The sequence below is a fragment of the Paracoccus litorisediminis genome, from assembly GCF_009711205.1.
GTDB lineage: Bacteria > Pseudomonadota > Alphaproteobacteria > Rhodobacterales > Rhodobacteraceae > Paracoccus > Paracoccus litorisediminis.
Genome location: NZ_WMIG01000011.1, coordinates 34,026 through 58,130, shown reverse-complemented (window position 1 = coordinate 58,130; position 24,105 = coordinate 34,026). Strand labels below are relative to the sequence as shown.

The following is a 24,105-nucleotide window of genomic DNA, read 5'->3' as shown; positions in this document are numbered from 1 at the left end:
GCCTCACAGCCCAGCGGGATGAGCCGGGCGGCCTATGATTTTTCGCATAATACCAATTGGTTGACTCCATGCTGCGCTGGGTGTCTTTAAGCGGCCCTCGGTGATTACCAGCGACGAAATCAGCCGCTTTGGATTTTCACTTCGCCGGATGACCATGGCTGGAACGAGGTCACGGCCCGTCAGGACCGGCACAAGGGAGAACAGAACAGGCGCCCAAGAAAAAGCGCCATGAGGTCGGGATCAGGATCGCCGCAGACTTGCCAAGCGAGAGGCCAATCAAGGCCCGAGGCAAGCGCGGGGCCGCCCAATTGGAACGAGCAGTCAACCCGGATCATGCCGATTCCGGGACCGGAGAAGTCATGCAATCGAACGACGACTGGGATCCCACCCCGGTCACCTACCCCAAGCAGCCCGCCCTCGCGCTGGGTCCGATCCCTGGGGTTCTTCCCTATGACGGGTTTCGGAACCCGCTGACGCGGAGCAACACCGCCAAGCGCGTCTCGATGGCGCTTGCGACGCCGGCCACCAAGGGCCAGCGCAAGGTCTATCACTTCGAGAGCGAAGCTGAGGCGAGCACCGCGCTGGATGCGATGTTGAGCCCCGATTTCTATGGACTTGAAGTGCAGCTTCCGCCGATCACCTATCGTTCGCCGCGCGGGAAATGGGCGCAGCATCACTTCGACCAGCGCCTGACTTCCCGCGACGGCTATCGTCGCGCGGTCTTCGTGCGCAACGGGTCGAGTCTGGCGAGGCCAGATGTGCAGCAGGAGATCGATGCCCTCTTTTCTGCCATGCCTCGAGACTTCGCCGATCAGGCCATCGTGGTGAATGCAGACGACTATACCAGCGCCTATAAGGGCAACCTCAGGCGCATCTGGGACGAATTCAACACTCCGAATCCCGAAGGCGAACAACATGTCATCGACATGGCCCGCAAGACAAATTTCTGGCTGGCGAAGGAACTGATGGCGGCCTGCGATCTGGCACGCGCCGATGTGTGGCAGGCCGTCCTGCGCCTGATCGGCCGTAAGGTCATCGGCGCGGATTGGCACGCCGTCATTAACGAGCATTCCCACATCTGGTTGAGCGCATGAAGACCCCAGCCCTTTATGCCGTCCCTTTGGGAACCCTGCTCATCCTTGACGGCTACCGTTGGACGGTCGTCGGCAAGGAGGAAACAGGCTATGCCGTGGAGGGGCAGGACAGTGCCCAGACGGCTCTCATTTCCTATGAGAGGGTCGATGCAGCCATCCGCATGATGCAATGCGAGGTAGTCTCGCCCGCCGCACAGGAAAAGAACAAGGAACTGCTGGCCTATACCGGCGGCTATGACCATATCGATCAGCTGTCCGAAGAGGAGCGCGAAGACATTCACGCCCGCCTCGCGCTGGTTCTGGCGATGATCGAACTGGAGAAACAGGGCAACAAGCTCACGCAAAGATTCCTCGATCGCCCCGATATTGCCTCCAAACTTCGCCGTAGGGCCGGCGAAATCTCGGGCAAGAAAAACCTCTTCCGCGCCTCGCGCGGTGGTTCGGTAAAGCCCGCGATGGCCATGCCGAAGGGCCGCACCCTACAGAAATACCTCAAGCTCTTCCGTCGCTTTGGCGAAAACCCGGTCGTGCTGATGCATCGCGAGCATAAGAAAGGCCCCCAGGACGAGAAGCGGAAGCGGTTGGATAACTTTCAGGAACGCTTCATCGCCTATGTGATGGAGCATTGGCTGAGGCCGGTTAAGACGAAGCTTGCGTCACTTTATCGACTCGCCAAGGAAGCGTTCGAGCCATCGCCTGAGGCGATCGCTGCAGGTATTAAATTACCATCGATCACGACAATCCGCACGCGGCTGAAGCAATTCTCCCAGACCGCCAAGGTGATCGCGCGCGAGGGCGCGCGCCAGGCACCTAACCTCAAGGCTGCCGGTTCCACCGATATCCGAGCGATTGAATATGGCGAGGACACTGAAACTGATGAAGTCTGCCTGTCGATCTTCGCGGACGCATCCGGGAAAGTCCGCGTGAAACCATTGCATCCGGACAAGGCCAAGGAAAAATTCAAAAAGGGCGAAATCCGGCGGCTATGGCTGCATGTCAAGGTCGATGTCGCGACCCGTCTACCTCTGGGCTGGGTCATCGCTGATAATCCCTCGGCAGATAGTGCCCTCGAACTCATTCGTATGGCGATGCGCGACAAAACCCGCGAGGCACGCCGCTACGGCTGCAAGCACGATCCAGCACCTCCGGTCAGGATCAGGACCAATATTTCGGATAACGGGACAGCCATGCGCAACGCCAAGGTCCGTGGGGCACAACTCGGGGTTGGTGCCACGACCATCGATGGCAGGACCCATCATGCGACAGACAAGCCATACGTCGAGCGCTTCTTCGGCACAATGCAATGGGACCTGCTGAACTTCCTGCCTGGCTATGCCGGCAGCCGGCCGGGCGAATTGCCGGGGTATAATCCGGTGGCCGAGGCTGGTCTGACCCCCGACGAGCTATACGGCGTGATTACCCGCTACATGGTCGATGAATATCCGTTCACGCCCCACAACGGGACGGGCATGTTCGGCGCAACGCCGAGGCAGAAACTGGCTGAAGTGATCCAGGCCTACGGCGAAATCAAGGCACCGAGCGCTAGGGATAGAAGGCTGCATCTGGGCCTGAAGGCGGAATGCTCGGTCACCTCCGAAGGCGTGCTGTTCAAAGGCGTTCCCTACAACTCGGGCGAACTTCAGCGGTTCATGGATAGCCGAAATGACAAGCGGGTGACCGTGCATGTCGATCCCGATTATCCGGGTCTGGCCAGTATCACGCTGGAAGGACATCCCGGAGAGATCACGGCCAAGCTGCGGATGACTGCCCTGAAGGATCTCACCTTGGACGAGATTTTCGATGTCATGGCGGGAGCCGTGGAGAGCAATCCGCAGCGCCGCCAGCTGGACGACGCCGCCCTCAAGGCCGCCCGCGCCCGACGCGCCAGAGAAAACGGCTTCTTCACTCCGTCGAACGATCCTTCAACATATAATCGTTTGGATAAACTGCAGAAACAGGCCGATACACTGCTCGGCGTGGAATGCGTCAATGTCGGCAGACCCCTCGATACCGTGCCGCCCGGCCAGATCATGAGCCGCAACCGTGTCGGCTGGGCCGCCATCGACCAAAGGACCAACACCCGTGCCATCACAGACGCGACCACAACCGAATCCAAGCCGCCATCCCCGCTATTCAGCCCGATCAAGGAGAGCAAGTTTTGAACCCGTTTATCATCCCCGCCGTGGCAAGCACGGCGAGCACCCTGGCGGAAAAGCATTTCCCTCTAGCCCGCGGAAAAGAGTTGCAGCGGTCTCTGGCCCTGATTTTCAGCCGCTATCTCGGCAATCTGCAGAGCGGGGGCCGCTTCGAGGCCGAGGGGCTTCTCGTCACCGGCGCCTCCGGGACCGGAAAGACACGCGAAATCCACCATCTCGTGAAGCAGTTCAATGACAGCGAAGCCCACCTGCCCTGCGGCAAGCCTGCGCGCTTCGTCCATTGCCTGCTCGAGGGCAAGACCGGCTGGAAAGGCATCGGCAGCACGACGCTCAGATCGCTCGGCTATCCGGTCTCCGATACTGCGCGAAACACCCAGGCAAGGATCTGGGAAAAGGTCGTGCTGCAGGCCAAAGCCCAGGGTGTGGTGGGTATTCACTACGACGAGGCCCAGCATATTTTCCGCGGCAAGTCAGAAACCGAGCGTCTGGCCGTGCTCGATTCGTTCAAGACCCTGCTGAAATCGCATGATTGGCCGTTGATCCTGATCCTGTCCGGCGTTCCGGAACTGGCTGGCTATGTCATGGAAGAACCCCAACTCTTCCGCCTTATGACTCAGGTGCGGCTGAAGGAAATCGACCTGCCGGACGATTACCGGGTCATGCATGAAATCGTCGGCAGCTTCGGCATCGAGACCGGACTTGAGCCAGCGCAGGAACTGCTGACCGAGGATTTCTATCACCGCCTAGCAACGGCGGCCGCCAACCGCTGGGGGGTGATGATCGAGATCACTACCAAGGCGATCATGGCCGCGCGCATGGCAGAGGAACCCATCCTGTCGAGGGCACATTTCGTGGAGGCATGGGCCGAAAAGACCAAGATGGTCCGCCTGATGAACCCTTTCACCCACGAAAACTATCGCGGTATGTTCCCAAGCGACAGGTTGTTCTGGGCTCGATCGTTGGAGTGAGATCCGGCAGTCGCTTTGAGCCCTCAGCCGTCATTCGTGCAAGTCGCAGCGATTGCGGCTGCAGCGTGAGCACTCGGCCCATAGCCGACAATCGGCCCTCGAAACATACCGTAACGCGGCTTCCTCAAACCAGCCGCTCATTCTTCCTGTAATCCTGGCACGGGAATGCCTCCGTCGGAGAGCAAAACAGTCGTCCCACGATACGTGATATCGATCTTGCACTCTCCATAAAATAGGGTATCCCCCTATCTTATGAGCCATACGACGAAGCACAAGACCAAACTCCTGGCCCGTGTCCGCCGCCTGAAGGGCCAGATCGAGGCCGTCGAACGCGCCTTGGACACGGATGCTCCCTGCGGCGAGGTCCTGAACCTGGTCGCCTCCATCCGCGGCGCAGTGGGCGGGCTGACGGCAGAGCTGATCGAGGACCATATCCGGGAGCATATCTCAAACCCGGACCGGGACGAGGACGTGGCGCGCGGAGAGGCCGCGGGCGAACTGATCGACATCATCAGGACCTATCTCAAATGAACATCCAGGCCTCGCGGTTGGCCAGCCCGCACGAGCACGTCTATCTCGGCGATAATCACGAACGGAACGAGCGCCGGACCTGGCTGGTCATAGCCATCACAACCGCGATGATGGTAGTGGAGATCACTGCGGGCAGTATCTTCGGCTCGATGGCCCTGATTGCCGACGGGTGGCACATGTCTACCCATGCCGGGGCCATGCTGATTGCCGCGCTCGCTTATCGTTATGCCCGGCGCAACGCTCGCAATGCCCGCTTCACCTTCGGCACCGGCAAGATCGGGGATCTGGCGGGATTTGCCAGTGCGGTCGTGCTGGCGCTGATCGCCCTGCTGATCGCCTGGGAAAGCCTGATGCGGTTCTACAGCCCAGTTGCGATCAGCTTTCGCCAGGCGATTACCGTGGCCGTAGTCGGTCTGATCGTCAATCTGCTCTGCGCCTGGCTGCTGCGCGAGGACCATGGCCATCACCATCATGGCCACGGGCACGGTCACGGTCATCCTCATAACCGTGAGCATCATGAGCATCATGAGCATGATCATTCCCACGCGCCGGGCCAGCACCATGGTCATGCGACCGACAACAATCTGCGAGCCGCCTATCTGCATGTCCTGGCGGATGCCCTGACCTCCGTGCTGGCGATCGTGGCGCTGACAATGGGCAGCCTCTACGGCTGGAACTGGCTTGATCCGACCATGGGCATTGTTGGGGCTCTGGTGATTGCCCGATGGTCCTGGAGTCTGATCCGGGACACGGGTCGGGTGCTGCTTGACTACGCTTCCGAGGAGGAGGATTTGCCGGAGGAGATCCGCTCCGCGATTGAAACAGGCTCGGACCGGATCACCGACCTGCACGTCTGGCAACTCGGACCCGGACATCACGGTGCAATCCTCTCGATCCGGTCAACAGACCCGCAGGAGCCGGCAGCCTATCGTGCAAAGCTCTCGCACATCCACGATCTTTCGCATCTCACTGTCGAGGTCGAACGGGCAGCGTGAGGCAAGCTATCCCATGCGCTTTTCTGCTCCAGCTGTTGAGAGATGCAGGCTCCTGCGGAGGTTGACCTTTCTTCAAAGGGCAGCAAGTTCTCGGTAGTGCCAGCAAACGTCCCATTCCCTTTTCCTGTCTGGCTGCGATGGATGCTGGTCCCGGCGCTTGTCGGGGCAGCCGTCTGGGCCACCTGGCCCATCAGCAGAGCGCAAGACCTGCAGCGGGGCGCTCAGCTCTATGCCGAGCATTGCGCGGCATGCCACGGTGCTCAGCTGGAAGGGCAGCCGGACTGGCAGATCATGCGCGAGGATGGCGTCATGCCCGCCCCGCCGCATGACGAGACAGGTCACACGTGGCATCACGACGATGCAATGCTGATTGACTATATCCTCCGTGGCGGAAAGGCGGTCCTGGATGACTTGGACGTTCGGATGACATCCGGCATGCCGGCATTCGGTGATATCCTGGAGAATGACGACATCATCGCCATCCTTGCCTATATCAAATCGACCTGGCCCGCGCGAATACAGGCGCTTCAGGCAGCGCGGAACAGCGACTGAGCGCCTTTCTGAGGACGGCCAAGGCATGACTGCCGCAAATAATGCCCGTGCTCACATAATGCCATTCGCCACCTGAACCTCCCGCACGAACCGGATGATGTGGGCCAGTTCAGCATCAGTCAACTCTGGCACCGGAGCCATGTCGCCGAAGGTCCAGTGATGCGCTCGGACGCCGCTGGTTGCGGCCATCACGAACGCCACGTCGCTATGGTGACCGGGTTCGTAGATCTTGTGGATCAGCGGTGGCGCGACTCCTGACTTTCCTTCGGCATCGGCGCCATGGCAGGAAGCGCAGTTCCTGGCAAAGGCCTTCTGGCCGGCGCGCGCTTCGGCCGACAATGTGGCGGGCATCGTCACGGCGGCAAGCGCTTGGTCGCCTTCTGGCGAGATACCGGTGCCGGGGCGGTTCAGAACCCACCAGGCGCCACCCGCAACCAGGACGGCAAGCGCCGCGATCCAAAATACTCTCATGATGTTCTTTCCTGAATGATCTGGTGGTGCGGACTTGGGGGCACCGGACAAGCCGGTGCCCCCTGACTCGGCGCGTCAGCGTGAGGGTCCATACGCGATGCCGTTCGGGCTATCGCCGACCGGCACGGTCGCCACCACCTCTTGCCGCCGGGCATCGATGACCGAGACGCTGTCATCGTTGATATTCGTCACGAACACGAAGGCCCCGTCCGCCGAGATCGACACGCCATGCGCGCCAAGGCCTGTCTTCACGGTCTTCGTCACCTTGCCGCCCGACGTGTCGATGATGGACACGGTGTTGTTCGGCGCGTCCTCAGAGCCCTGGTTCGCAACATAGACCTGCGCACCATCGGGCGTCACCATGAGCTGGATCGGACCCGGCCCGACCTCGATCTTGCCCTCGACCTGGCGCAGGGCGGTATCAATGACCGCGACGCGGTTTTCATCGCGCAGCGAGACATAGGCGCGGGTGCCGTCAGGGATGAAGCCGACCTGAACCGGGGTGGCGCCGACCGTGATGCGGGCTGCCTCGCTGAGATCCCGCGTGTCGATGATCGAAACAGACCCGTCCTCGACATTGGCCACGTAAAGCTCGGCGCCGTCGGGACTCAGGCGCAGCCCATGCGGATAGGCGCCGGTTCCGATCCGGTTGACCACGGTGCCTTCGGCCAGATCGACCACCGCGATCTCATTGCTGCCCGAAAGCGAGGCGAAGGCACGGCCATTCCGACCAGGCACGACATGGGCAGGATGATCCCCAAGCTCGACCGTCACCGGGGGCTTCGACAAATCCTGCGGATCGAGCAGCACCAGAAGACCAGTGGTCCCTCCATCATGACCATGCCCTTCCGATCCATGATCATCGGATGGCGGGGTGCCGACCGCGAGGAGAAAGCGGCCGTCAGGCGTCAGGTCCACATTATGGGGCGCCACGGGGATGGCCGCCGTATTGACGGTTCCCTTGGCCAGATCGAGGGCGCTGATGGTGCTGTCGCCTTCGTTGGCGGAATAGACAGTTCCGCCTGTGCCAAGCGCCGCGGTCTGGCCTTGCTGCACGGCAGGGTGATGGCCGTCGTGTGAGGTGTCGGCCAGGGCTGCGGCAGGCAGCATTGCCGCCAAAACCCCGCAAAGGGCCATTGCAGTTCGTTTCATGGGTTTTACGTCCTATTTTTGTGAGGTGCGGCGTTACGCAGGAACGTCCGTCTTCCTCTAAAATCTGGATGGGATGGCGCTCGCAGCCGATGGGCTGACGGGAAGGGACCGGTGAGCCTTTGGCCGAAAGCGCTATGATGCGACGGCGAAGCGGCGCGGCGGACGCAGGATCGCCCCGGCCGAATGGCCCCAAAGCCCTGTCCAGATCATATCCGGAATGTTTCTGCCGGCAGACGACAGGATCGTCAAGGGATCGGGCAGAACGACGGTCATTGCACAAAGCTGCTCGCAACTGTCGCCGTGGTTCCCAAGGCCTTCCGTGCCAGGACTACAGGGATTGGGAATGGACGGGGTGGAGGCGTCAGCCTTTGCCCCAGAATGGGAGCAGTGATGATCCAGCATGGAAGCTGTCGCTTGCTGAGGCATCGTCTGGACGCTCATCCCTGCATGAGCCGCTGTCTGCAGAACCAGAACCACCGAGGCCGCCAGCAGGAGGGCTACGGCGGCGAGCCGCAGCCAATCCCGAAGGCGTCCTTTGGCAAATCCGGAATGCGCGTTCATCGCATCGTCCCGCAGTGAGAGGCCAGCTTTTCGGGAACTCTGCCGGCAGGGTCATCACGCAAGCCCCACGGTGTCCTGTCAAACGCGCCCGGCGATCGATTGTGGATGGTGCGCACGTCATGCCTCATGCGTCTGACACACTCTAACTTCAGCCAGAGACTGGCCGAAGGAAAGGGGGAGCGGCAATGTGCCGCGCCCGCATCGGTGATATGACCAGGCCATGTCCTCACAGCTTCACGCCCCGCAGCCGTGCGGCATTGGCGATCACGCTGACCGATGACAGGGCCATGGCGGCGGCTGCGATAATCGGCGACAGAAGAAGGCCAAAGACCGGATAAAGAACCCCTGCCGCGACCGGGATGCCGAGGGCGTTGTAGATGAAGGCAAAGAACAGGTTCTGCCGGATGTTGCGCATGACCGCCTCGGACAGACGCCGTGCCCGGACGATGCCGGTCAGATCGCCCTTGAGCAGGGTGACGCCGGCGCTCTCCATGGCCACATCGGTGCCAGTGCCCATCGCGATGCCGACATCGGCGGCCGCCAGGGCGGGCGCATCGTTAACCCCGTCGCCCGCCATGGCAACGACCCGCCCTTCCGCCTTGTAGTGCTGGACCACGGCGCTTTTCTGGTCGGGCAGAACCTCGGCCTCGACATCGTCGATGCCAAGCTGCCGCGCTACGGCTCTTGCCGTGATCCAGTTGTCGCCGGTCAACATGACAACCCGGATACCGTCCGCCTTGAGGGCAGCGAGGGCCTTGGGCGTTGACGATTTGACCGGGTCCGCAATGGCAAAGATTGCGGCAGGCTCGCCATCCACGCCCAGGAAGATGGCGGTGGCGCCATCGGCACGCAACGCGTCGGCGCGGGCGGCGAGGGACGCGACATCAACATCCTCCTCGGCGAGGAACCTGGCATTGCCCAAGGCGATGCGCTTACCCTCGACCATGCCCAGGGCGCCCTTGCCCGTGGGCGAGTCGAACTCTGCCACAGGTGCGGTTGCCAGGCCCCGGTCCTCCGCTGCCCGCACGATGGCAAGGGCCAAGGGATGTTCGCTGGCCCGCTCCACGCTGGCTGCAAGACGCAGCACTTCGGCGTCGGTCCATCCGGGGGCGGGAACGATCGCGGTGACGGCGGGCCGGCCTTCGGTCAGGGTGCCGGTCTTGTCGACCACGATGGTGTCCACCTTCTCCATATGCTCCAAAGCCTCGGCATTCTTGATCAGGACGCCGGCCTGCGCGCCGCGGCCGACCCCCACCATGATCGACATCGGGGTGGCGAGGCCGAGGGCGCAGGGGCAGGCGATGATCAGGACTGAGACGGCAGCGATCAGCCCGAACGAGAAACGCGGCGCAGGCCCCCAGACGGACCAGGCTACAAAGGCCAGCACGGCCACAAGGATCACCGCCGGCACGAACCACCCAGAGACCTGGTCTGCAAGCCGCTGGATCGGCGCCCGCGAGCGCTGCGCCTCGGCCACCAGTTGCACGATCTGCGCCAGCATGGTGTCGCGTCCCACCTTGCGCGCCTCGATCACCAGGGCGCCGGACCGGTTCATGGTCCCGCCGATCGCCGTGGCGCCAGCCTCCTTGGTCACGGGCATGGATTCACCCGTGACCATCGACTCGTCCACCGCGCTGCGTCCTTCCAGAACCGCGCCGTCCACGGGGACCTTCTCGCCGGGACGGACCCTGAGCCGGTCGCCCACCTGCACCAGGTCGAGCGACACCTCTTCTTCGGTGCCATCCCCCCTGATCCGCCGGGCCGTTTTCGGCGCCAGGTCCAGCAGGGCCCGGATCGCCCCGCTGGTGCCTTCGCGCGCCTTCAGTTCCAAAACCTGACCCAGCAGCACCAGCACGGTGATGACAGAGGCCGCCTCGAAGTAGACCGCGACCGATCCGTCATGCTGGCGAAACGCATCAGGGAAGATGCCGGGTAATACCGCTGCCACGATGCTGTAGACCCACGCGGTGCCTGTCCCCAAGGCAATCAGGGTGAACATGTTGAGGTTGCGGGTCACCAGCGACTGCCAGGCACGCACAAAGAAAGGCCATCCGGCCCAGAGCACGACTGGTGTCGCCAGGATCAGCTGCAGCCAGTTGGACGTGCGCTGCCCGAGGTAGTGGTCCAGCCCCAGGAAATGCCCGCCCATCTCCAGGATGACGACAGGGATCGTCAGCGCCAGCCCGATCCGCAGGCGGCGCCGCATGTCGATCAGTTCCTCGTTCGGTTCAGCCTCAAGGCTGACCAGCAGAGGCTCCAGCGCCATCCCGCAGATCGGGCAGGATCCCGGCCCGACCTGCCGGATCTCGGGATGCATCGGGCAGGTGTAGATCGTGCCTTCCGGCACTGGCTCGGATGCCGCGGACATGGCCGGATCGAGATAGCGGGCCGGATCGGCCAGGAACTTCGTCCGGCACCCGGCCGAGCAGAAGTGATAGGTTCGCCCGCCGTGCTCTGCCCGATGCGTCGACGTGTGTGGGTCGACCATCATGCCGCAGACCGGGTCCTTGACCCGATGTGTGCTGTCACCGGGGTCGTTCGAGCCTCGGTGCAACTGGCCGTGAGCGGTATGATCACTGTGAGGCGTCGACATGGTATGTCCTTTCCCGAACAGGTTCCGCACCGTGATCTCCCTTTCATTATTCCTGGGTCATCCTGGCATGTCGGGACACAGGACAGGGAATTGCAGGGTAAGGAAGAGCCGCCGACGCTTCAGGCGCCGGCGGCCGGTAGCTTATTGCTGGGCCGTATGCTCCTCGACCCAAGCCGTCATCTCTTCGATTTCCGGCCCCTGCGCGTCGATGATCTTCTGAGCCATCGCTTTTGATGCATCATCCTTGCCATACTTCAGCTCGACTTCCGCCATCGCAATGGCGCCTGCATGATGCGCGATCATCCCGCAATGAAAGGCAAGGTCGGGATCCTTGATCATATGCGTTGCCATCATGGGGACGTTCATCTTCATCATGGCGTCCATGGACGCCTTCTGGGCCTCGTCCATGCCCTCCATGCGGCCCATGCCGCCCATCATCTTGGACATGTCCATGCCGCCCATCATACCTCCGTGCATCATTCCCGGCATTCCGGACTGCTGGATCGCGTCTTGGCACCCCTGGGGCAGGATCGACAGATCCGCCGTCTGCTCGGGCTGTCCCGCAGGCGCTCCCTGCTGAGCAGGAGCGGCGTCTTGCGCCAAACCGGGCGTGGCAAGAAGCACGGCGATTGCTGCAGTGAAGGAAAGTTTACCCATAGCTGTTCTCCTGAGCGTGGATTGGTAATTTGGACAGTTTAAGCCGCCATCCTGCGGCACGTTTCTGCTTAGGGCAGGTCTCGACGCGGTCCTGCAGGTTGCCTCTGGGAAATCCGACGTGTGGCTTCCTCTGACGAAAGGAGAGAAGCGCCGGCAAGACGAGGTCAGGCCAGGCGCAAGTCCCGCAGGCTCGCGATGAGATCAGACGAGAAGCCGCGGAGGGCGGCGCGGACCTTCGAGCACGCGTCCACTGAGGAGCGGCACAGAAACGAGAACGATTGATTCCTCGTGCCCTATGCGCTGTGGAGACAGGACCTCGTGCGGTGCAAGCGCCAGATGACAGACGTCTCCGCAACACGGGGGGCTCCAGAGCCATCGCCGTGATCATGCGCCAAGGCAGCACAAGCTTTGGCCACGCTCTGCAAAGGGGTGACATCACAGGCGGCACTCCCATGTCTAGCTTCAGAAAGAACATAGGCGTGGTTGCTGGGAACGGGCGAGTGCGACATCATCCCCCCTGCGATCACCGAGTGTGCAAAAAACGCCACCATGAACAGGAAGGCTGCTGCATTCACGAGCAGCATCCGCCCGTGTGAAGCCTTGGTCATGCGGGTCGTCTCATAGCCCATGACGCAAAACACCTGAGCATCTCAACTGTTCCGGCTGACAGCATTCCTGAGCCAGCTGCCACCTACCGAATTCTTGTCCCGATCGTCTGCAGAATCTGGCTTGTAGGCCTGTTAAGTTTGCGCCCAGCTGCCAGTCCTCGTCAATCTGCCTCTTCCGGGTCGCCCTAGGGCAGGCGCCTAGAAGTCAAAGCACTCTTGGAAGCACTGCCCTTAGGTTTCGGCTGAGAGGACCATGTTGGGACAGGTAGAACCTGCATGCGCGCTGCTGTTGCGTATGCAGCGCTTTAAGGCACGCAACCTGCGGCAAAAACGACAGCGTTGGTTCAATATGCGCCCAGTGAATGGAGAGGCGTTATTTCCCCCAGCCTTGGCGAACGGCGGCTTCTTACAAATGCTCTCGAGATTGTGCTGCACCGCCATCAGGCTGCTTTCCGCCCTTCGCGTTGACGACATCCAGGCAAAGGTTCCTCACGATGCACATGCAGCGAACGGCCGGAAGGTCCCATCCGCGACCGCCCCACGGCGCGCCACGGCATGATGGCCGGCATGGACGAAATCGGCGTTCGGAGCCCGAAGTGGACATGCGCGCGGCATGCGGCAGTTCTCCAGTTTGCATGCGCAGCAAAATGAGTGGCCCTCAGCGGACGGTTGTCGCCTTGTGTTCATGGGTATTTGCCGGGCGACTGAGGCGGATCCTCGATTGGTGGTATCTTTGTCATTCCTCGAAGAGGCGGCCATCGATGACCTTAGAGAACCGCAAGAACGCGGTCACACTGTCGAAAATGAACCGTGCCTCGTCCATCTATTCACTAGGTGCCGCTGCGATGTTTGAGGACGTGGACACCGAGTTGAAGCAATGGATCGACTGCGTGATCAAGACGCTTGAAGACAGGATCATCCGGGCCATCGCGAGGGATGATCACTTTCGGAGATGGCCACCGTCCTCCGCTCCATCCCGGGGATCGGCCCGGTTGCCAGCACAATGCTGATCGCCGAAATGCCCGAGTTCGGCACTATCACCGAAGAAGAAGCGTCCGCACTCACCAGGTTAGCCCCGGTCGCGCATGACAGCGGGACCCTTCGCGGGAAAAGGGCGTTCGCCGGTGGTCGCCGTGCCCTTCGGCACGAGATGTTCCAAGCGGCCTTGGTTGCGGCACATCACAACCCCAGCCTGAGATCCTTCGCAGATCGCCTTCGCAAGGCGCGGAGACCGCACAAGGTCATCATCACCGACGTCGCCAGAAAGCTAGTCACCATCGCGAATGCGTTGTGCAAAGGCCGTCAGAAATGGGCGGCCCATCCCACCTGACAGATCCAGTTGCTAGGTGCTTGATCCCACGGTTTGATGGTGCGATCCTTTCTTTGGAATGGAAGGATGCCCTATGGGACAACTTCGTCCCGGGAGCGCCACGACCACGCACCCCAGCCGAGCAGCTATACAGCGATCGGAAGCTTCGACCGGGTCGCTGAGCCGGGTAGTTTGTGCGCCTGTGATCAACATTGCCATTCTTCGCCCATGAAAGTAGGAAACAACAGCTTTTCAGGTCGTGCATCGCACTCCACGAACATATGTCCGCACACGATGGGCCTCGACGCCGACCTTGAACCCGACGCTCTGGCGGTCATGATCGGTGACGAGGAAAACCACGTTCAGCCCGTCTGTTTGGCCGCTAAGCGACTGGCGCGGTCCATGGCGTCAAGTTCTCGGACCCGTCTGATATAGGCCGCAAGGAGCCTCGGGAGCAGTTCGAGGTCCTCGATCGACTGGAAGCCCGGAAGCTCGAAGAGCATTCGGGCGGGTTCGGCTGGCCTCGGTCCCATACTGGCCATGAGATCAGACTCGAATGCAGCAAGGGGTTGTGCGAGCCGATACCAGCGAGACACCGTTCGTGCCCACCCTGCGGCGGCATTGATCGCAATGAGCTGGGACGTCGTAATGTGATTATCACCCAGGATGGGGTGACCGGAGACCGTGCCCCAGAGTATGAGATGACCCTGCGGGGAGATTGCCGGACGCCAGCGGTCCAGAGCCGGGGCAGAGGCAATATCCGCATCGGATGGACCGGTCTCGGCTGCGGCGACGGCGGCCAACACTCTGTCAAACCAAATGCGTTGTTCGGAGGTGAACTCCATGGAAGTATCCTTTTTGTATTTTGATGATCAGTGCCGACATGCAAGGGGATGAAGGCGCCCGTGCCTGTTCGCGCCCCACTGCTTGTTCGCAAGCTGTCCGTGGCGGGAGATGAATCCGCCGCAGGCGCGCCAAGAGGGGCACATAAGCCAACCTGCTACTAAGGCGGCCAAGCCCAGAAGTGGTGCACGCTCCGACCTTGGAACGCGCCTAAGCGTGTATTTGCATTTTTGCGTCATGTCGGCCCGCTATCGAAGCTCGGGCATTGATGCAACCACTTCAAATAACTGATTTCACTTATTTTTATTTGAATATCTTGGTTATTTCGATTTTTCGCAAATTCGCGGCGGGTAACGCCGTGATCGCACGGTGTTTGAGCTAGGGGAGGACAGCATCTGCGACCGTTTGCCGCATTGAGGAAAATCAACGAGCCAACATGCTCCAACTCAAGCACGCCGAGGCGCTGCCTACGGCACGGGCACGAGCCTCTATTGCCCATCTCCCATAAGTTAACTGGCCAGATAGGACCATGCCGTAGCGGCGTTCGGGCACTTGCATGCCAAGATCTCAACCTCATCTGCTCTACGGACAAAAATAAAAAATGTTCTACAGTTGGGGAGTGAGGTCCCCATCACCCGAATTTCGCGACAAGGATTTTACCTTTCCCTGAACTCGCAACTACGCGACTGGCGTCAAGGAATCGCCGATGGATGATGCCGTTCTGCTGGAGATGATGGCCGATGAGGGCATTGCCCGGCCCTCGACTTACGCCAATCATGTCGAGCCCGTGATGGATTCCGTTGATCTCATCGCCGGTGAATTCCCCAAGCCGCCGCGACTCTCACCCAAGAGTCTCGCCACGCTGAAGAAACTGCCGACCTAGCTCTGGAACTCGGCAGTCTGCCGCATGATCGAGACTGCGCTCAAAAACGAGACCAATCGCCTGCGCGAAGAGAAAAGCGCTTCGCTGCAATCGCGCGCGCATCACTGCGTGCTCTACTGGCTGCGTCGCGTGCCCGACGAGATCCGCCTGCCGCTTCTCGACGCGCTGAAGTCCAAATCGCGACCTGCAGGGGATCGGAAGCCTGGTGCAATCAGCACCAGCGGTCGATGCGGGGTCCGTGCTCGAAATCCCGGACGCGCAGGTGCCGCCGGCGCTACATCTTTAGCTTCAGGAAGGAAATGTAGGTCCAAAAAGCCTCTCGAACTCGACGACACCGAATTGGCCAGAACGGTGCGCGCCACCTTGGTCGTCCTTGAGGCGCGGGCCGAGCGCAGGACATTCGACGAGGGCCTTGAACGCATCGAAGATGATGTCGTTTCCGAACTGGACGCCGGGCTCTAAGACATCTCCACGGCGGCGATCTCTGAATCGTCGCTATCGAAGACCTCTTTCAGTTTACGCCTTGCGTGCACCCATGTGTAGATGCCCCAATAAATGCAAGGGATTTCTGATTTCAGAACATGTGATCGATTGCCTTCATGTGTCAGGCCTTCAGTTGTGGCTTCAAGCGCCACTGGCCGGTATGGCGATACGCGGATCTGGTCCAAATCAACAATCAGAGCTATCCAGCTCTCTGGGCACATATGGCTAACGGATCCGGATCTTTACGATCAATTGCCCTTACTTTTCGTCGATCTTCTCACATTCTCCGACGTCCCCTGGGCTTTCTCGGCGCCTATGCCGCGAGAATTGCCTCAGGTTTCAGGTAATCGTGCTGTCGCGTCAGCATGGCCCAGACGGCTCTGGCCATTTTGTTGGCGAGCGCTATGCCGACCAGCAGTCTGGGCTTCCTCTCCAACATGGCCATGAGCCATTTGGTTGTTGTTTTCCCGTATCGTGTGGCTGCTGTCACAACGGCCATCGCGCTGATGATAAGCAGCCGTCGAATGTCGCGCTGCCCCATTTTCGATGTGCGACCCATGACCTGCTTGCCGCCGGAGGAATGCTGTCGCGGAACCAGGCCAAGCCATGCTGCAAAGTCGCGGCCACGACGAAAGCCCTCCATATTCGGCGCGAAGGTTTCGATCGCCATGGCCGTGATCGGCCCGATCCCCGGCATCGTCTTTAAGCGCCGCGCCGTATCCGACTGATCCGAAGCAGCCTTCAAACGATGTTCGAGGCCGTCGATCCTGGTCACCAAGTGCTGGATTTGTTCAAGATAGAGGGCACCTAATTCTCTGACATCCTGAGGCAGGCTCAGGCTTTCATCAGACAGTGCGTCCTGCAGGCGCTTCAGATGGGCTGGTCCTGTCGGTGCGACAATGCCGAACTCCGCAAGATGTGCACGCAGGCCGTTGATCAGCTGTGTGCGCTGGCCGACGAGCAATTCTCGCGTGCGGAACACCATGGCACGTGCCTGCTGCTCCTGCGTTTTGACAGCAACGGAGCGCATGGTCGGTCGAGAAGCCGCCTCCACAATGGCATGCGCGTCATTAGCGTCGTTCTTCTGACGTTTCACGAACGGCTTCACATAGATCGGTGGTATCAGTTTGACCTGATGACCCATTTTTTGGATCTCGCGACCCCAGCCATGGGCCGTTGCACAAGCCTCCATCGCGACACAGCATTTCGGCTGCTGCGCTAAAAACTCTAAGAGTTGCGAACGCGATAACTTCTTTTGGTAAGCAACCGATCCATCTGCGCGGGCACCGTGAATCTGGAATACGCGTTTTGCAAGATCGACGCCGATCATCGTGACTTCCGACATGTAGGCCTCCTCTTAATGATTGACCAAAGTTCTCTCAACCATCGTGGCATGAAGTGATACCGTCGGGTGGGGCATCTAACCCATCAACAATGCGCGCCGCGCATCCGTTTCGAACTGACCGGGACCAGCCCGTTCCCCATGACCACGCACGCGATCGGTATCGGACGACGCTCCTGTCATCATCAATCTCGTCAGATCTGACCCCGGATTTGCCAGTGCCTTTCGATGACGCCTTCTGCGGTTGACGATCCGCTCCGGCAGCCTAGCCTGTTCCAGCGAGAGGCCCGTATCGTCTTTGGCTGAGTCTAGGAGCTCGCCGAGCCGGTGGAGCTCCCCAAGGACCATCAGGGCCATGGCCAAGGTCTCGAGCCGGACGCCGCCATCACCGGTCTCGAGCTTAGCCAGCGTCTTGTCGGTCCCGCCGAGGCGCTCACAGAAAACCGCAGCCGACAGCGGGGCGACACTTCGCTGATGAACCTCCACGATGACCGTCTGCGCCCCGATGCAATGCCGGCCGCCGCCATCGCGGGCTTGCCATACAGCGATGCGACTCCGCGCTTCATCGACAGCAAGCGCAACTCGTCGCCAGCAATGATCCCGAGCCGGTGCGTTTCCTGCGCTCAGGACAGATGGCACGAAGGATGGCCGAGGGTCACCAAAGAAACAGGAAGGCTTTGGTCTCCTGACGCACTGACAGCCGATGGCAGCAAGGAAACCTGCTGCCGTCGACCCTCATGCAGCCCGGTCGAGCTGCGAACGAGTGGGTCTCTAGCGAAACTCATGCGTGAGCTGGGACACAGTAAGCGTCCGGTCTGACTGCCCTGCCGCGCGGTGAGCGTGGGAGATAGTGTCCGCTGTAGATGGTGGACACTATGGTGCGAGCGTGGCGCGTCGGATAAAGCGGCTTTGGTCGGACGAAGAGAAGCGGTCGATCTGCCTCCAGACGACGGCTCCAGGCGTTTCGGTTGCGCAGGTGGCGCGCCGTTATGCGGCGAACGCCAACATGGTGTTCAAGTGGCTGCGCGATCCGCGTTATGCCCCTGAGACAACGGCAGTGGCGGCTACCCCCGCCTTCCTGCCCGTGGAGATCATAGACCATGTCAGGAAGGATGATCTGGTCGTGACCAGCGAGCCGAGACGTCCGCAGGAGCTGATCGAGGTCGAGCTTGCGGGCGGTCATCGGCTGCGGATCACCGGCAGTTACGATCCTGATGTCCTGGCGCGCCTGATCCGGGGCCTGACAGCATGATCCCCGTGCCGGTCAACACGCGGGTCTGGCTGGCGGCGGGCGTCACTGACATGCGCAAGGGCTTTGCGGCACTGTCCGCGCAGGCCGAGGCGGTGCTGAAGCAGGACCCGTTCGCCGGGCATCTGTTCGTCTTCCGCGGCCGTCGCGGCGACTTGGTCAAGGTGATCTGGTGGGATGGCCAGGGGGCCTGCATGTTCCTGAAGCGATTGGAGAAGGGCCGGTTCGTCTGGCCCGCGGCCAAGGAGGGCAAGGTCGCACTGACACCGGCGCAGCTATCGATGCTCTTGGAGGGGATCGACTGGCGGGCCCCGGAACGGACGTGGCGCCCCTTGGCAGCGGGATAGTCCACCAGCCCTGCAATCAATGATTCCCACAATGAATACAGTGGGATAAAATGTTTGCATGCTCGATCAAACCCTCACCCTGCCGGAAGACCCCGAGGAGCTGCGCAGCTTCACCGCGCGGCTTCTGGCCGAGGTGAAGGCGCAAGCGATCCTGATTGAGAAGCTGCGGCATCAGTTGGCCGGGCACCGCGCCCATCGGTTCGGGGCATCATCCGAGACGGCGGAACAGCTTCAGCTTGCCCTTGAGACCAGCGAGATCGCTGCCGCCGCGATGACGGCGCGGATGAAGCTGCCCGACATCGAGGAGAAGGACAAACCCAAGCGTCGTCCGATCCCGGATCATATCCCGCGAATGGAAGTGGAACTGACCCCTGGCTCCGATGCCTGTGCCGATTGCGGCGGCTGCCTGCGCCGGATCGGGGAAGATGTGACGGAAGAGCTGGAATACGTCCCCGGGCGCTTCATCGTGAACCGGATCGTCCGCCCTCGGCTGACCTGCTCGTGCTGCGAACGGTTCGCCCAGGCACCACTGCCCTCGCGCCCGATCGAGCGCGGTCGCCCGGGACCGGGCCTCCTCTCCCATGTCTTGGTCAGCAAGTATGCCGACCACTTGCCGCTCTACCGCCAAAGCCAAATCTTCGAGCGCGAAGGTCTTGACCTGGATCGCTCCACGCTGGCCGACTGGGTCGGCAAGAGCACGGCCCTGCTGGAACCCTTGGCCGAGGCCATCGGTCGACATGTCCTGTCGGCTGAGGCGATCTTCGCCGATGATACGCCGGTCAGCATGCTGGCCCCCGGCACCGGAAAGACCCAGACGGCACGCCTCTGGACCTATGCCCGCGACGAACGGCCGTGGGAAGGCACCGCGCCACCGGCGGCTTGGTATCGGTTCTCGGGAGATCGGAAAGGCCAGCACCCCAAGGATCACCTTGCCCGCTTCCGCGGCTGGATGCACGCCGACGGCTATGCCGGATTCGAGGATCTCTACCGCTCCGGCGCCATCCGCGAGGTCGCCTGCATGGCCCATGTGCGGCGCAAGTTCGTCGACATCCACCGATCACAGGGCTCACCTATCGCCGAAGAGGCTATTGGCCGCATCGCGCAGCTTTATGCCGTCGAGACACAGGCCAGAGGGTCGCCACCTGACCGCCGCGCCGAATTGCGACGCGCCCATGCGGCCCCGGTCTTCGACGACCTGGAGCGATGGCTGGCCATGCAACTCACCACGATCTCTGGCAAATCCCCGCTGGCCGCGGCTATCCGATATGCTCTGACCAGAATAGAACGCTTGCGCCCATACCTCGACCACGGCATCCTCGAACTCGACAATAACGCTGCCGAACGTGGCATGCGCGCCGTCGCCCTCGGCCGTAAAAACTACCTCTTTGTCGGCTCCGAGGCAGGCGGCAAGGCCGCCGCCATCGCCTACACCCTGATTGAAACGGCCAAGCTAAATGGCGTCGACCCACAAGCTTGGCTCGCCGATACCCTTGCGCGCATCTCGGATTACAAGATCACCAAAGTCGATCAACTGCTGCCATGGCACTGGAACGGATAGCAGTTAGACCGGACGCTTACGGGACACAATGATCTCAGATGTCACCAACCTGCGCTGACGCGCGCTTGCCCCCGCATGCGAAGCGGTGACCAGATGAAATTAAAAGCCCGACAATCTGAGATGGGGATCTGCTAAACCCACGTGCCAGACGTCACTATGAATGCTAAAATGTCCAATTAGATAGGACTCGGCGGGATGTGCGCCGGGCGTTGCTCGCGCTATAAGCGAATATTGCCCCTAAACTGTTTGGTTTGCGATGCTCGAGCGCCTGAAGTCGATGTTCCGTTCCGACGACCTCATCAACTCCCTTTCCGTTTTTCCCGAGATCGATGAGGCCAAGATTTCGCGCGAGTTGAAGCTCGAGGCGGAGGGGAAGGATCGTGGGAAGCGTAACCAGCCGCCAGCCAGCGCGACGAATCCCGATCATATCGAGGAAGCCATCCGCGACCGCATCGGAAACTCGCGCCGTCAGGGGCTGGAGAATTTCGAGAGGAACCAAAAAACCTATAACGAGCGGCTTTCACGCGCCAACGAGTTCCGCAAAGAGGTCGATATCGTCGCGGGCACGGCCCAGGGCGATTTCGCGACGGCGGTCCATGGTTGGAAGGCTGCCATGACCCGCTCGATTGAGCGGCTTAACGAGACCTATGCCCATCGCAAGTCCTTCCGGGCAAAACACAAGCTCGACCGGCCGGCGAAGCAATTCGAGGGATGGACGCGTTTTATCGCGCTGATCATCATCTTTGTTGTCATCGAAGGCGGGATGAATGCGGTGATGTTCTCCCGCGGCAACGAGCAGGGCCTCCTCGGCGGGCTGCTGACCGCGGTCATCTTCTCCGTCCTTAATGTCGGCTTCAGCACGCTGCTCGGCACGTTCGCCTGCAATATCCACCATACCCATCCGGTGCGGAAGATGCTCGGCACCGCGTCAATCCTCGCCTGGATTGCCTTCGCGGCCGCCTTCAACTTCATGATCGCCCATTTCAGGGACCTGATCGATCAAGGGATCGCCTGGATGGGTGCGATAAAAGGGGCGGTTCCCGCTTTCTTGGCGAGTCCTCTCGGCCTTTCCAGCATGGACAGCTGGATCTTGGTCGGCATTGGTCTCCTCATCTCCATTCTGGCCTTCATGAAAGGCATGCATGCGCGCGATCCCTTCCCCGGCTATGCCCATGTCGAGATGGAACTCGACCAGGCCCGCGCCGAGCATGAGCGTGACCTCAGCCGCGCGATTGGTGAACTGACCGAAAAGCGCGACCTTGCGATCGACGAACTCCGCGATGCAGACCGCCAGGTCAGGGAGGGGATTTCCGAGGCGATCGATGCGCTGTTCGGCCAGACCGCACTCAACTCGCACCTGCAGGCCTTCCTCGATCAATGCGATACGAAGCTCGCCCATCTTCTCTCGATCTACCGCGATGCGAACCGATCCGCGCGAAGCGAGGCCGAACCTCCCTCCTTTGCGCTCCCCAATAAATTCAGTCCATTCGTTTCGACCAAGGTCGAGGATGGGCGCAAACGCACGGCCGAGGCCGAGGCCGACCGGGTGAGCGAAACCGTCGACGCCGCCATCAAAGGGATCTTCGAGACCTACAATGCCGCGATACGCGAGTTCCGGCTTCCCGAGGATATCCAGCGGGGCGACCACCTGAGGCAGGTTGCGTAATGGCGCGGCGCAGAGCGAGATATCGCGCAGCGCCGCGTAGCCGCAGGGGCGGCGGCGCGGGGAGCGGGAAAACCATCATGCTGGTGGCTCTGGCCGCAGTCATGGTTGCCGGTGTCGGCGGGCTCTTCTGGTGGTCAAACCGCACAGCACGCGCGTCGGCGCTTGATCCGGAGACACTCTGCCCGGAAGCGGGACCGACTGGTATGACAGCCATCCTCATGGACCTGACGGATCCGCTTTCGCCTGCGCAAGCCTCGCAATTGCTTGCCTGGCTTGAAAAGGAGGTGGACGACGCACCGCGCGGCACCCAGTTCACCATGGGAGTGGTCAGTGAGGATTTGGCCAACTTCCACGCCACGCCCGCGCTCTGCAAGCCGCAGGACAAGGCCAGTGCCAGCTCGCTCACCCAGAACCCCGAGCTGATCGGACGGCGCTACGACGAACTCTTCCTTAAACCCCTCGAGGCCAATATCCGGGAGCTCACGACGGCGACGGCCGCAAAGCACTCTCCCATCATGGAAAGCCTCCAGTCGCTCGTTGCCGACACACCGGGCTTCGTTACCTTCGAGGGGCCGCGCCGGATCGTGCTGGTCTCCGATCTCCTGCAGAACAGCGAGGCCTTGAGCTTCTACCGTGGCGGAAATTGGGAAAGCTTCCGGAAATCCACCGGCCATCAGCGCCTCGGATCGACGCTCGCCGACGCCGAGGTCGCGATCTACCAGGTGCCGCGCCCGCTTGAAGGCGTTCGCGACCCGGCGGTGCTCGAGGATTTCTGGCTCAGGTATTTCGAACGGCAGGGCGCGCATAAGCCCTCTTACAAGCGGCTGGGAGATCTCTGATGGCACGGCGCAGGAGTGACCGGATCTACGGCGCGAGCGGTCATCCCATGTTGGAAGCCCTGCCCCTCATGCTGGCTTTCCTCGTGGGCACCATCGGCGGCATCGCCCTGAAGCTCGGGGGAGCGCATCCGCTGGTCTCGGCTGGGTTTGCCGCGGCGGTGCTCTTCGCCTATGCGATCATCACCTGGATCGCGACGCCGCTCAGGATGGATTCCGAGACCATCGGCGACAACGCCTATTACCTGGGCTTCCTCTTCACCCTGACATCGCTTGCGGTGACGCTCTATTTCGTCATCGAGGCTGGCTCAGAGACCGCACGCCTCATCCCGGAGATCATCTCCGGCTTCGGTGTCGCCCTCTCTTCTACCATCGTCGGCGTCTTCCTTCGCGTGCTGATGCTTCAGCTCAAGGTCGACGTGGAAGCGAGGGAGCGCAGGGTCAGATTGGAGCTGGACGAATCCGCGCGCCGCTTCCGCACCGAGCTCGGGATCAGCCTCGACAAGGTTAAGAGCTTCTCGACCGAGAGCCTGCAGCAGGCGAGCGAGCGCGAGGCTCGCATGCGCACGGCATCCGAGGCCATGATGGTCGAGATGCAGGCCGAGCTCCTGAAGTCGGCGGCCGAGTTTGGCCCAGCCTTGCGTGAAAGCATCCAGGCCCAGGCGGAGGCGGCGTTCTCGGAGATCACCAAGGCCGTGGCCGAGGTCAGCGCCAAGGCAGCCGAGGAAATCCGCTCGGTCATGCGGGAGATGTCCGGGATCACCGGGGAAATCGCGAAAGCGGGTCGCAACACGGCTGCGGATGTGACGGACGGTCTCGAGCGGCTCAAATTTGCCTCCGAGACGCTGGCGGAGAGCTCCGAACTCACGGTGACGAGGCTCATGGCGGCCGAGCGCAAGGCGCGCGAGCTTTCCGAGGCTTTAGCCGGGCAGCTGATGGGTGGCTCGGATGGTCTCGCCACGGCCATCTCCGACGCCCGGAAAATGGTCGAAGTCAGCGCGGTCACCTTTGGAGAGGCTGCAGGCGGCGCCGGCGCTGCTATGCAGGATGCGGCCCGCCGCTTCGAGGAAGGGCTGACCGATTCGACTGCGATCCTGAAGGTCGCCAGCGAAAAGGTTGGTGCCGGGATCGAGGAGGCTTGCGCGCGGCTTGAACGCGCCGTCGCGAATTCCGCCGCGGCTGCGGAAGATGTCGCCATTGGAACGCCCGCAGCTGGCTGAGTGCCGCACCTAGTTGTTTACGAGTAGGATT

Annotated in this window: 22 protein-coding genes; 15 read left to right on the top strand and 7 right to left on the bottom strand. The window is 61.4% G+C overall.

Annotated elements, in window-relative coordinates:
* The first annotated feature begins 359 nt into the window (after window positions 1–359).
* From GL300_RS16950 to GL300_RS16925, 6 genes are all read left to right on the top strand, one after another.
* Complete coding sequence (locus GL300_RS16950; RefSeq protein WP_155040844.1) at window positions 360–1,094, top strand: hypothetical protein; 735 nt, start codon at window positions 360–362, stop codon at window positions 1,092–1,094.
* Window positions 1,091–3,256: a DDE-type integrase/transposase/recombinase gene (locus tag GL300_RS26755; protein ID WP_155040843.1), complete on the top strand. Its 2,166-nt coding sequence runs from the start codon at window positions 1,091–1,093 to the stop codon at window positions 3,254–3,256. The genes GL300_RS16950 and GL300_RS26755 overlap by 4 nt, the downstream gene beginning before the upstream one ends.
* Window positions 3,253–4,218, top strand: coding sequence for an ATP-binding protein (locus tag GL300_RS16940; protein ID WP_246195225.1), 966 nt, complete (start codon window positions 3,253–3,255; stop codon window positions 4,216–4,218). Before GL300_RS26755 ends, GL300_RS16940 begins: the two co-directional genes overlap by 4 nt.
* 252 nt (window positions 4,219–4,470) lie before the next feature.
* Window positions 4,471–4,749 carry a metal/formaldehyde-sensitive transcriptional repressor gene (locus GL300_RS16935; RefSeq protein ID WP_155040841.1) on the top strand — a complete coding sequence of 93 codons (279 nt, stop codon included), beginning with the start codon at window positions 4,471–4,473 and terminating at the stop codon, window positions 4,747–4,749.
* Window positions 4,746–5,744, top strand: coding sequence for a CDF family Co(II)/Ni(II) efflux transporter DmeF (dmeF, locus tag GL300_RS16930; protein ID WP_155040840.1), 999 nt, complete (start codon window positions 4,746–4,748; stop codon window positions 5,742–5,744). Before GL300_RS16935 ends, dmeF begins: the two co-directional genes overlap by 4 nt.
* Before the next feature lie 141 nt (window positions 5,745–5,885).
* Complete coding sequence (locus GL300_RS16925) at window positions 5,886–6,296, top strand: c-type cytochrome (RefSeq protein ID WP_155040919.1); 411 nt, start codon at window positions 5,886–5,888, stop codon at window positions 6,294–6,296.
* Between the two features lie 51 nt (window positions 6,297–6,347).
* On the opposite strand, the gene GL300_RS16920 is transcribed toward GL300_RS16925, so the two are convergent.
* The 5 genes from GL300_RS16920 to GL300_RS27300 form a co-directional block, all read right to left on the bottom strand.
* Window positions 6,348–6,818: a c-type cytochrome gene (locus tag GL300_RS16920; protein WP_246195224.1), complete on the bottom strand. Its 471-nt coding sequence runs from the start codon at window positions 6,816–6,818 to the stop codon at window positions 6,348–6,350.
* Window positions 6,819–6,842: 24 nt separating this feature from the next.
* Entirely contained in the window at window positions 6,843–7,919 is a 1,077-nt protein-coding gene (locus tag GL300_RS16915) for a YncE family protein (protein WP_155040839.1), read from the bottom strand.
* A 132-nt stretch (window positions 7,920–8,051) separates the two neighbouring features.
* Window positions 8,052–8,480, bottom strand: a complete 429-nt coding sequence (locus tag GL300_RS16910) for a hypothetical protein (RefSeq protein WP_155040838.1) — start codon at window positions 8,478–8,480, stop codon at window positions 8,052–8,054.
* A 226-nt stretch (window positions 8,481–8,706) separates the two neighbouring features.
* Window positions 8,707–11,073 (bottom strand): heavy metal translocating P-type ATPase, encoded by a 2,367-nt coding sequence (locus GL300_RS16905; RefSeq protein WP_155040837.1) that lies wholly within the window; start codon window positions 11,071–11,073, stop codon window positions 8,707–8,709.
* A gap of 141 nt (window positions 11,074–11,214) precedes the next feature.
* Window positions 11,215–11,790 (bottom strand): DUF305 domain-containing protein, encoded by a 576-nt coding sequence (locus tag GL300_RS27300; RefSeq protein ID WP_211595159.1) that lies wholly within the window; start codon window positions 11,788–11,790, stop codon window positions 11,215–11,217.
* A gap of 1,500 nt (window positions 11,791–13,290) precedes the next feature.
* Between GL300_RS27300 and GL300_RS16895 the strand changes: the two genes are divergently transcribed.
* Window positions 13,291–13,668, top strand: coding sequence for a transposase (locus tag GL300_RS16895; protein WP_155040836.1), 378 nt, complete (start codon window positions 13,291–13,293; stop codon window positions 13,666–13,668).
* Window positions 13,669–14,009: 341 nt separating this feature from the next.
* Here GL300_RS16895 and GL300_RS16885 read toward each other — a convergent pair whose 3' ends face one another.
* Window positions 14,010–14,492, bottom strand: coding sequence for a DUF6634 family protein (locus GL300_RS16885; protein ID WP_155040835.1), 483 nt, complete (start codon window positions 14,490–14,492; stop codon window positions 14,010–14,012).
* Window positions 14,493–15,196: 704 nt separating this feature from the next.
* On the opposite strand from GL300_RS16885, the gene GL300_RS16880 reads away from it, so the two are divergent.
* Together GL300_RS16880 and GL300_RS16875 are read left to right on the top strand one after the other, a co-directional pair.
* Complete coding sequence (locus GL300_RS16880; protein WP_155040834.1) at window positions 15,197–15,373, top strand: hypothetical protein; 177 nt, start codon at window positions 15,197–15,199, stop codon at window positions 15,371–15,373.
* Window positions 15,374–15,397: 24 nt separating this feature from the next.
* Window positions 15,398–15,835, top strand: a complete 438-nt coding sequence (locus GL300_RS16875) for a hypothetical protein (protein ID WP_155040833.1) — start codon at window positions 15,398–15,400, stop codon at window positions 15,833–15,835.
* A 334-nt stretch (window positions 15,836–16,169) separates the two neighbouring features.
* Here the strand turns inward: GL300_RS16875 and GL300_RS16870 are convergent, their stop codons facing one another.
* Window positions 16,170–17,201: an IS110 family RNA-guided transposase gene (locus GL300_RS16870; protein ID WP_155040832.1), complete on the bottom strand. Its 1,032-nt coding sequence runs from the start codon at window positions 17,199–17,201 to the stop codon at window positions 16,170–16,172.
* Between the two features lie 847 nt (window positions 17,202–18,048).
* On the opposite strand from GL300_RS16870, the gene tnpA reads away from it, so the two are divergent.
* From tnpA to GL300_RS16840, 6 genes are all read left to right on the top strand, one after another.
* Entirely contained in the window at window positions 18,049–18,450 is a 402-nt protein-coding gene (tnpA, locus tag GL300_RS16865; protein ID WP_343043091.1) for an IS66-like element accessory protein TnpA, read from the top strand.
* Window positions 18,447–18,794 carry an IS66 family insertion sequence element accessory protein TnpB gene (gene tnpB / locus GL300_RS16860; RefSeq protein WP_155040831.1) on the top strand — a complete coding sequence of 116 codons (348 nt, stop codon included), beginning with the start codon at window positions 18,447–18,449 and terminating at the stop codon, window positions 18,792–18,794. The genes tnpA and tnpB overlap by 4 nt, the downstream gene beginning before the upstream one ends.
* A 58-nt stretch (window positions 18,795–18,852) precedes the next feature.
* On the top strand, window positions 18,853–20,352 hold the full coding sequence (gene tnpC, locus GL300_RS16855) for an IS66 family transposase (protein WP_155040830.1): 1,500 nt from the start codon (window positions 18,853–18,855) through the stop codon (window positions 20,350–20,352).
* Window positions 20,353–20,608: 256 nt separating this feature from the next.
* The gene (locus tag GL300_RS16850; RefSeq protein ID WP_155040829.1) at window positions 20,609–22,018 is read left to right on the top strand and encodes a hypothetical protein; all 1,410 of its coding nucleotides are present in this window, start codon (window positions 20,609–20,611) and stop codon (window positions 22,016–22,018) included.
* 77 nt (window positions 22,019–22,095) lie between these two features.
* Window positions 22,096–22,857: a hypothetical protein gene (locus GL300_RS16845; RefSeq protein ID WP_155040828.1), complete on the top strand. Its 762-nt coding sequence runs from the start codon at window positions 22,096–22,098 to the stop codon at window positions 22,855–22,857.
* Entirely contained in the window at window positions 22,857–24,074 is a 1,218-nt protein-coding gene (locus GL300_RS16840) for a hypothetical protein (RefSeq protein ID WP_155040827.1), read from the top strand. The genes GL300_RS16845 and GL300_RS16840 overlap by 1 nt, the downstream gene beginning before the upstream one ends.
* Window positions 24,075–24,105 lie beyond the last annotated feature (31 nt).

Excerpts from the sequence above, each read along its gene's own strand:
- GL300_RS16840 (WP_155040827.1), top strand. The coding sequence starts at position 22,857 with ATGGCACGGCGCAGGAGTGACCGGATCTACGGCGCGAGCGGTCATCCC.
- dmeF (WP_155040840.1), top strand. The coding sequence starts at position 4,746 with ATGAACATCCAGGCCTCGCGGTTGGCCAGCCCGCACGAGCACGTCTAT.
- tnpB (WP_155040831.1), top strand. The coding sequence starts at position 18,447 with ATGATCCCCGTGCCGGTCAACACGCGGGTCTGGCTGGCGGCGGGCGTC.
- GL300_RS16875 (WP_155040833.1), top strand. The coding sequence starts at position 15,398 with ATGATCGAGACTGCGCTCAAAAACGAGACCAATCGCCTGCGCGAAGAG.
- GL300_RS16925 (WP_155040919.1), top strand. The coding sequence starts at position 5,886 with ATGCTGGTCCCGGCGCTTGTCGGGGCAGCCGTCTGGGCCACCTGGCCC.
- GL300_RS16915 (WP_155040839.1), bottom strand. The coding sequence starts at position 7,919 with ATGAAACGAACTGCAATGGCCCTTTGCGGGGTTTTGGCGGCAATGCTG.
- GL300_RS16910 (WP_155040838.1), bottom strand. The coding sequence starts at position 8,480 with ATGAACGCGCATTCCGGATTTGCCAAAGGACGCCTTCGGGATTGGCTG.
- GL300_RS16905 (WP_155040837.1), bottom strand. The coding sequence starts at position 11,073 with ATGTCGACGCCTCACAGTGATCATACCGCTCACGGCCAGTTGCACCGA.
- GL300_RS16850 (WP_155040829.1), top strand. The coding sequence starts at position 20,609 with ATGCTCGAGCGCCTGAAGTCGATGTTCCGTTCCGACGACCTCATCAAC.
- tnpC (WP_155040830.1), top strand. The coding sequence starts at position 18,853 with ATGCTCGATCAAACCCTCACCCTGCCGGAAGACCCCGAGGAGCTGCGC.
- GL300_RS16845 (WP_155040828.1), top strand. The coding sequence starts at position 22,096 with ATGCTGGTGGCTCTGGCCGCAGTCATGGTTGCCGGTGTCGGCGGGCTC.
- GL300_RS16950 (WP_155040844.1), top strand. The coding sequence starts at position 360 with ATGCAATCGAACGACGACTGGGATCCCACCCCGGTCACCTACCCCAAG.
- GL300_RS16885 (WP_155040835.1), bottom strand. The coding sequence starts at position 14,492 with ATGGAGTTCACCTCCGAACAACGCATTTGGTTTGACAGAGTGTTGGCC.
- GL300_RS16870 (WP_155040832.1), bottom strand. The coding sequence starts at position 17,201 with ATGTCGGAAGTCACGATGATCGGCGTCGATCTTGCAAAACGCGTATTC.
- GL300_RS16880 (WP_155040834.1), top strand. The coding sequence starts at position 15,197 with ATGGATGATGCCGTTCTGCTGGAGATGATGGCCGATGAGGGCATTGCC.
- GL300_RS26755 (WP_155040843.1), top strand. The coding sequence starts at position 1,091 with ATGAAGACCCCAGCCCTTTATGCCGTCCCTTTGGGAACCCTGCTCATC.
- GL300_RS16935 (WP_155040841.1), top strand. The coding sequence starts at position 4,471 with ATGAGCCATACGACGAAGCACAAGACCAAACTCCTGGCCCGTGTCCGC.
- GL300_RS16895 (WP_155040836.1), top strand. The coding sequence starts at position 13,291 with ATGGCCACCGTCCTCCGCTCCATCCCGGGGATCGGCCCGGTTGCCAGC.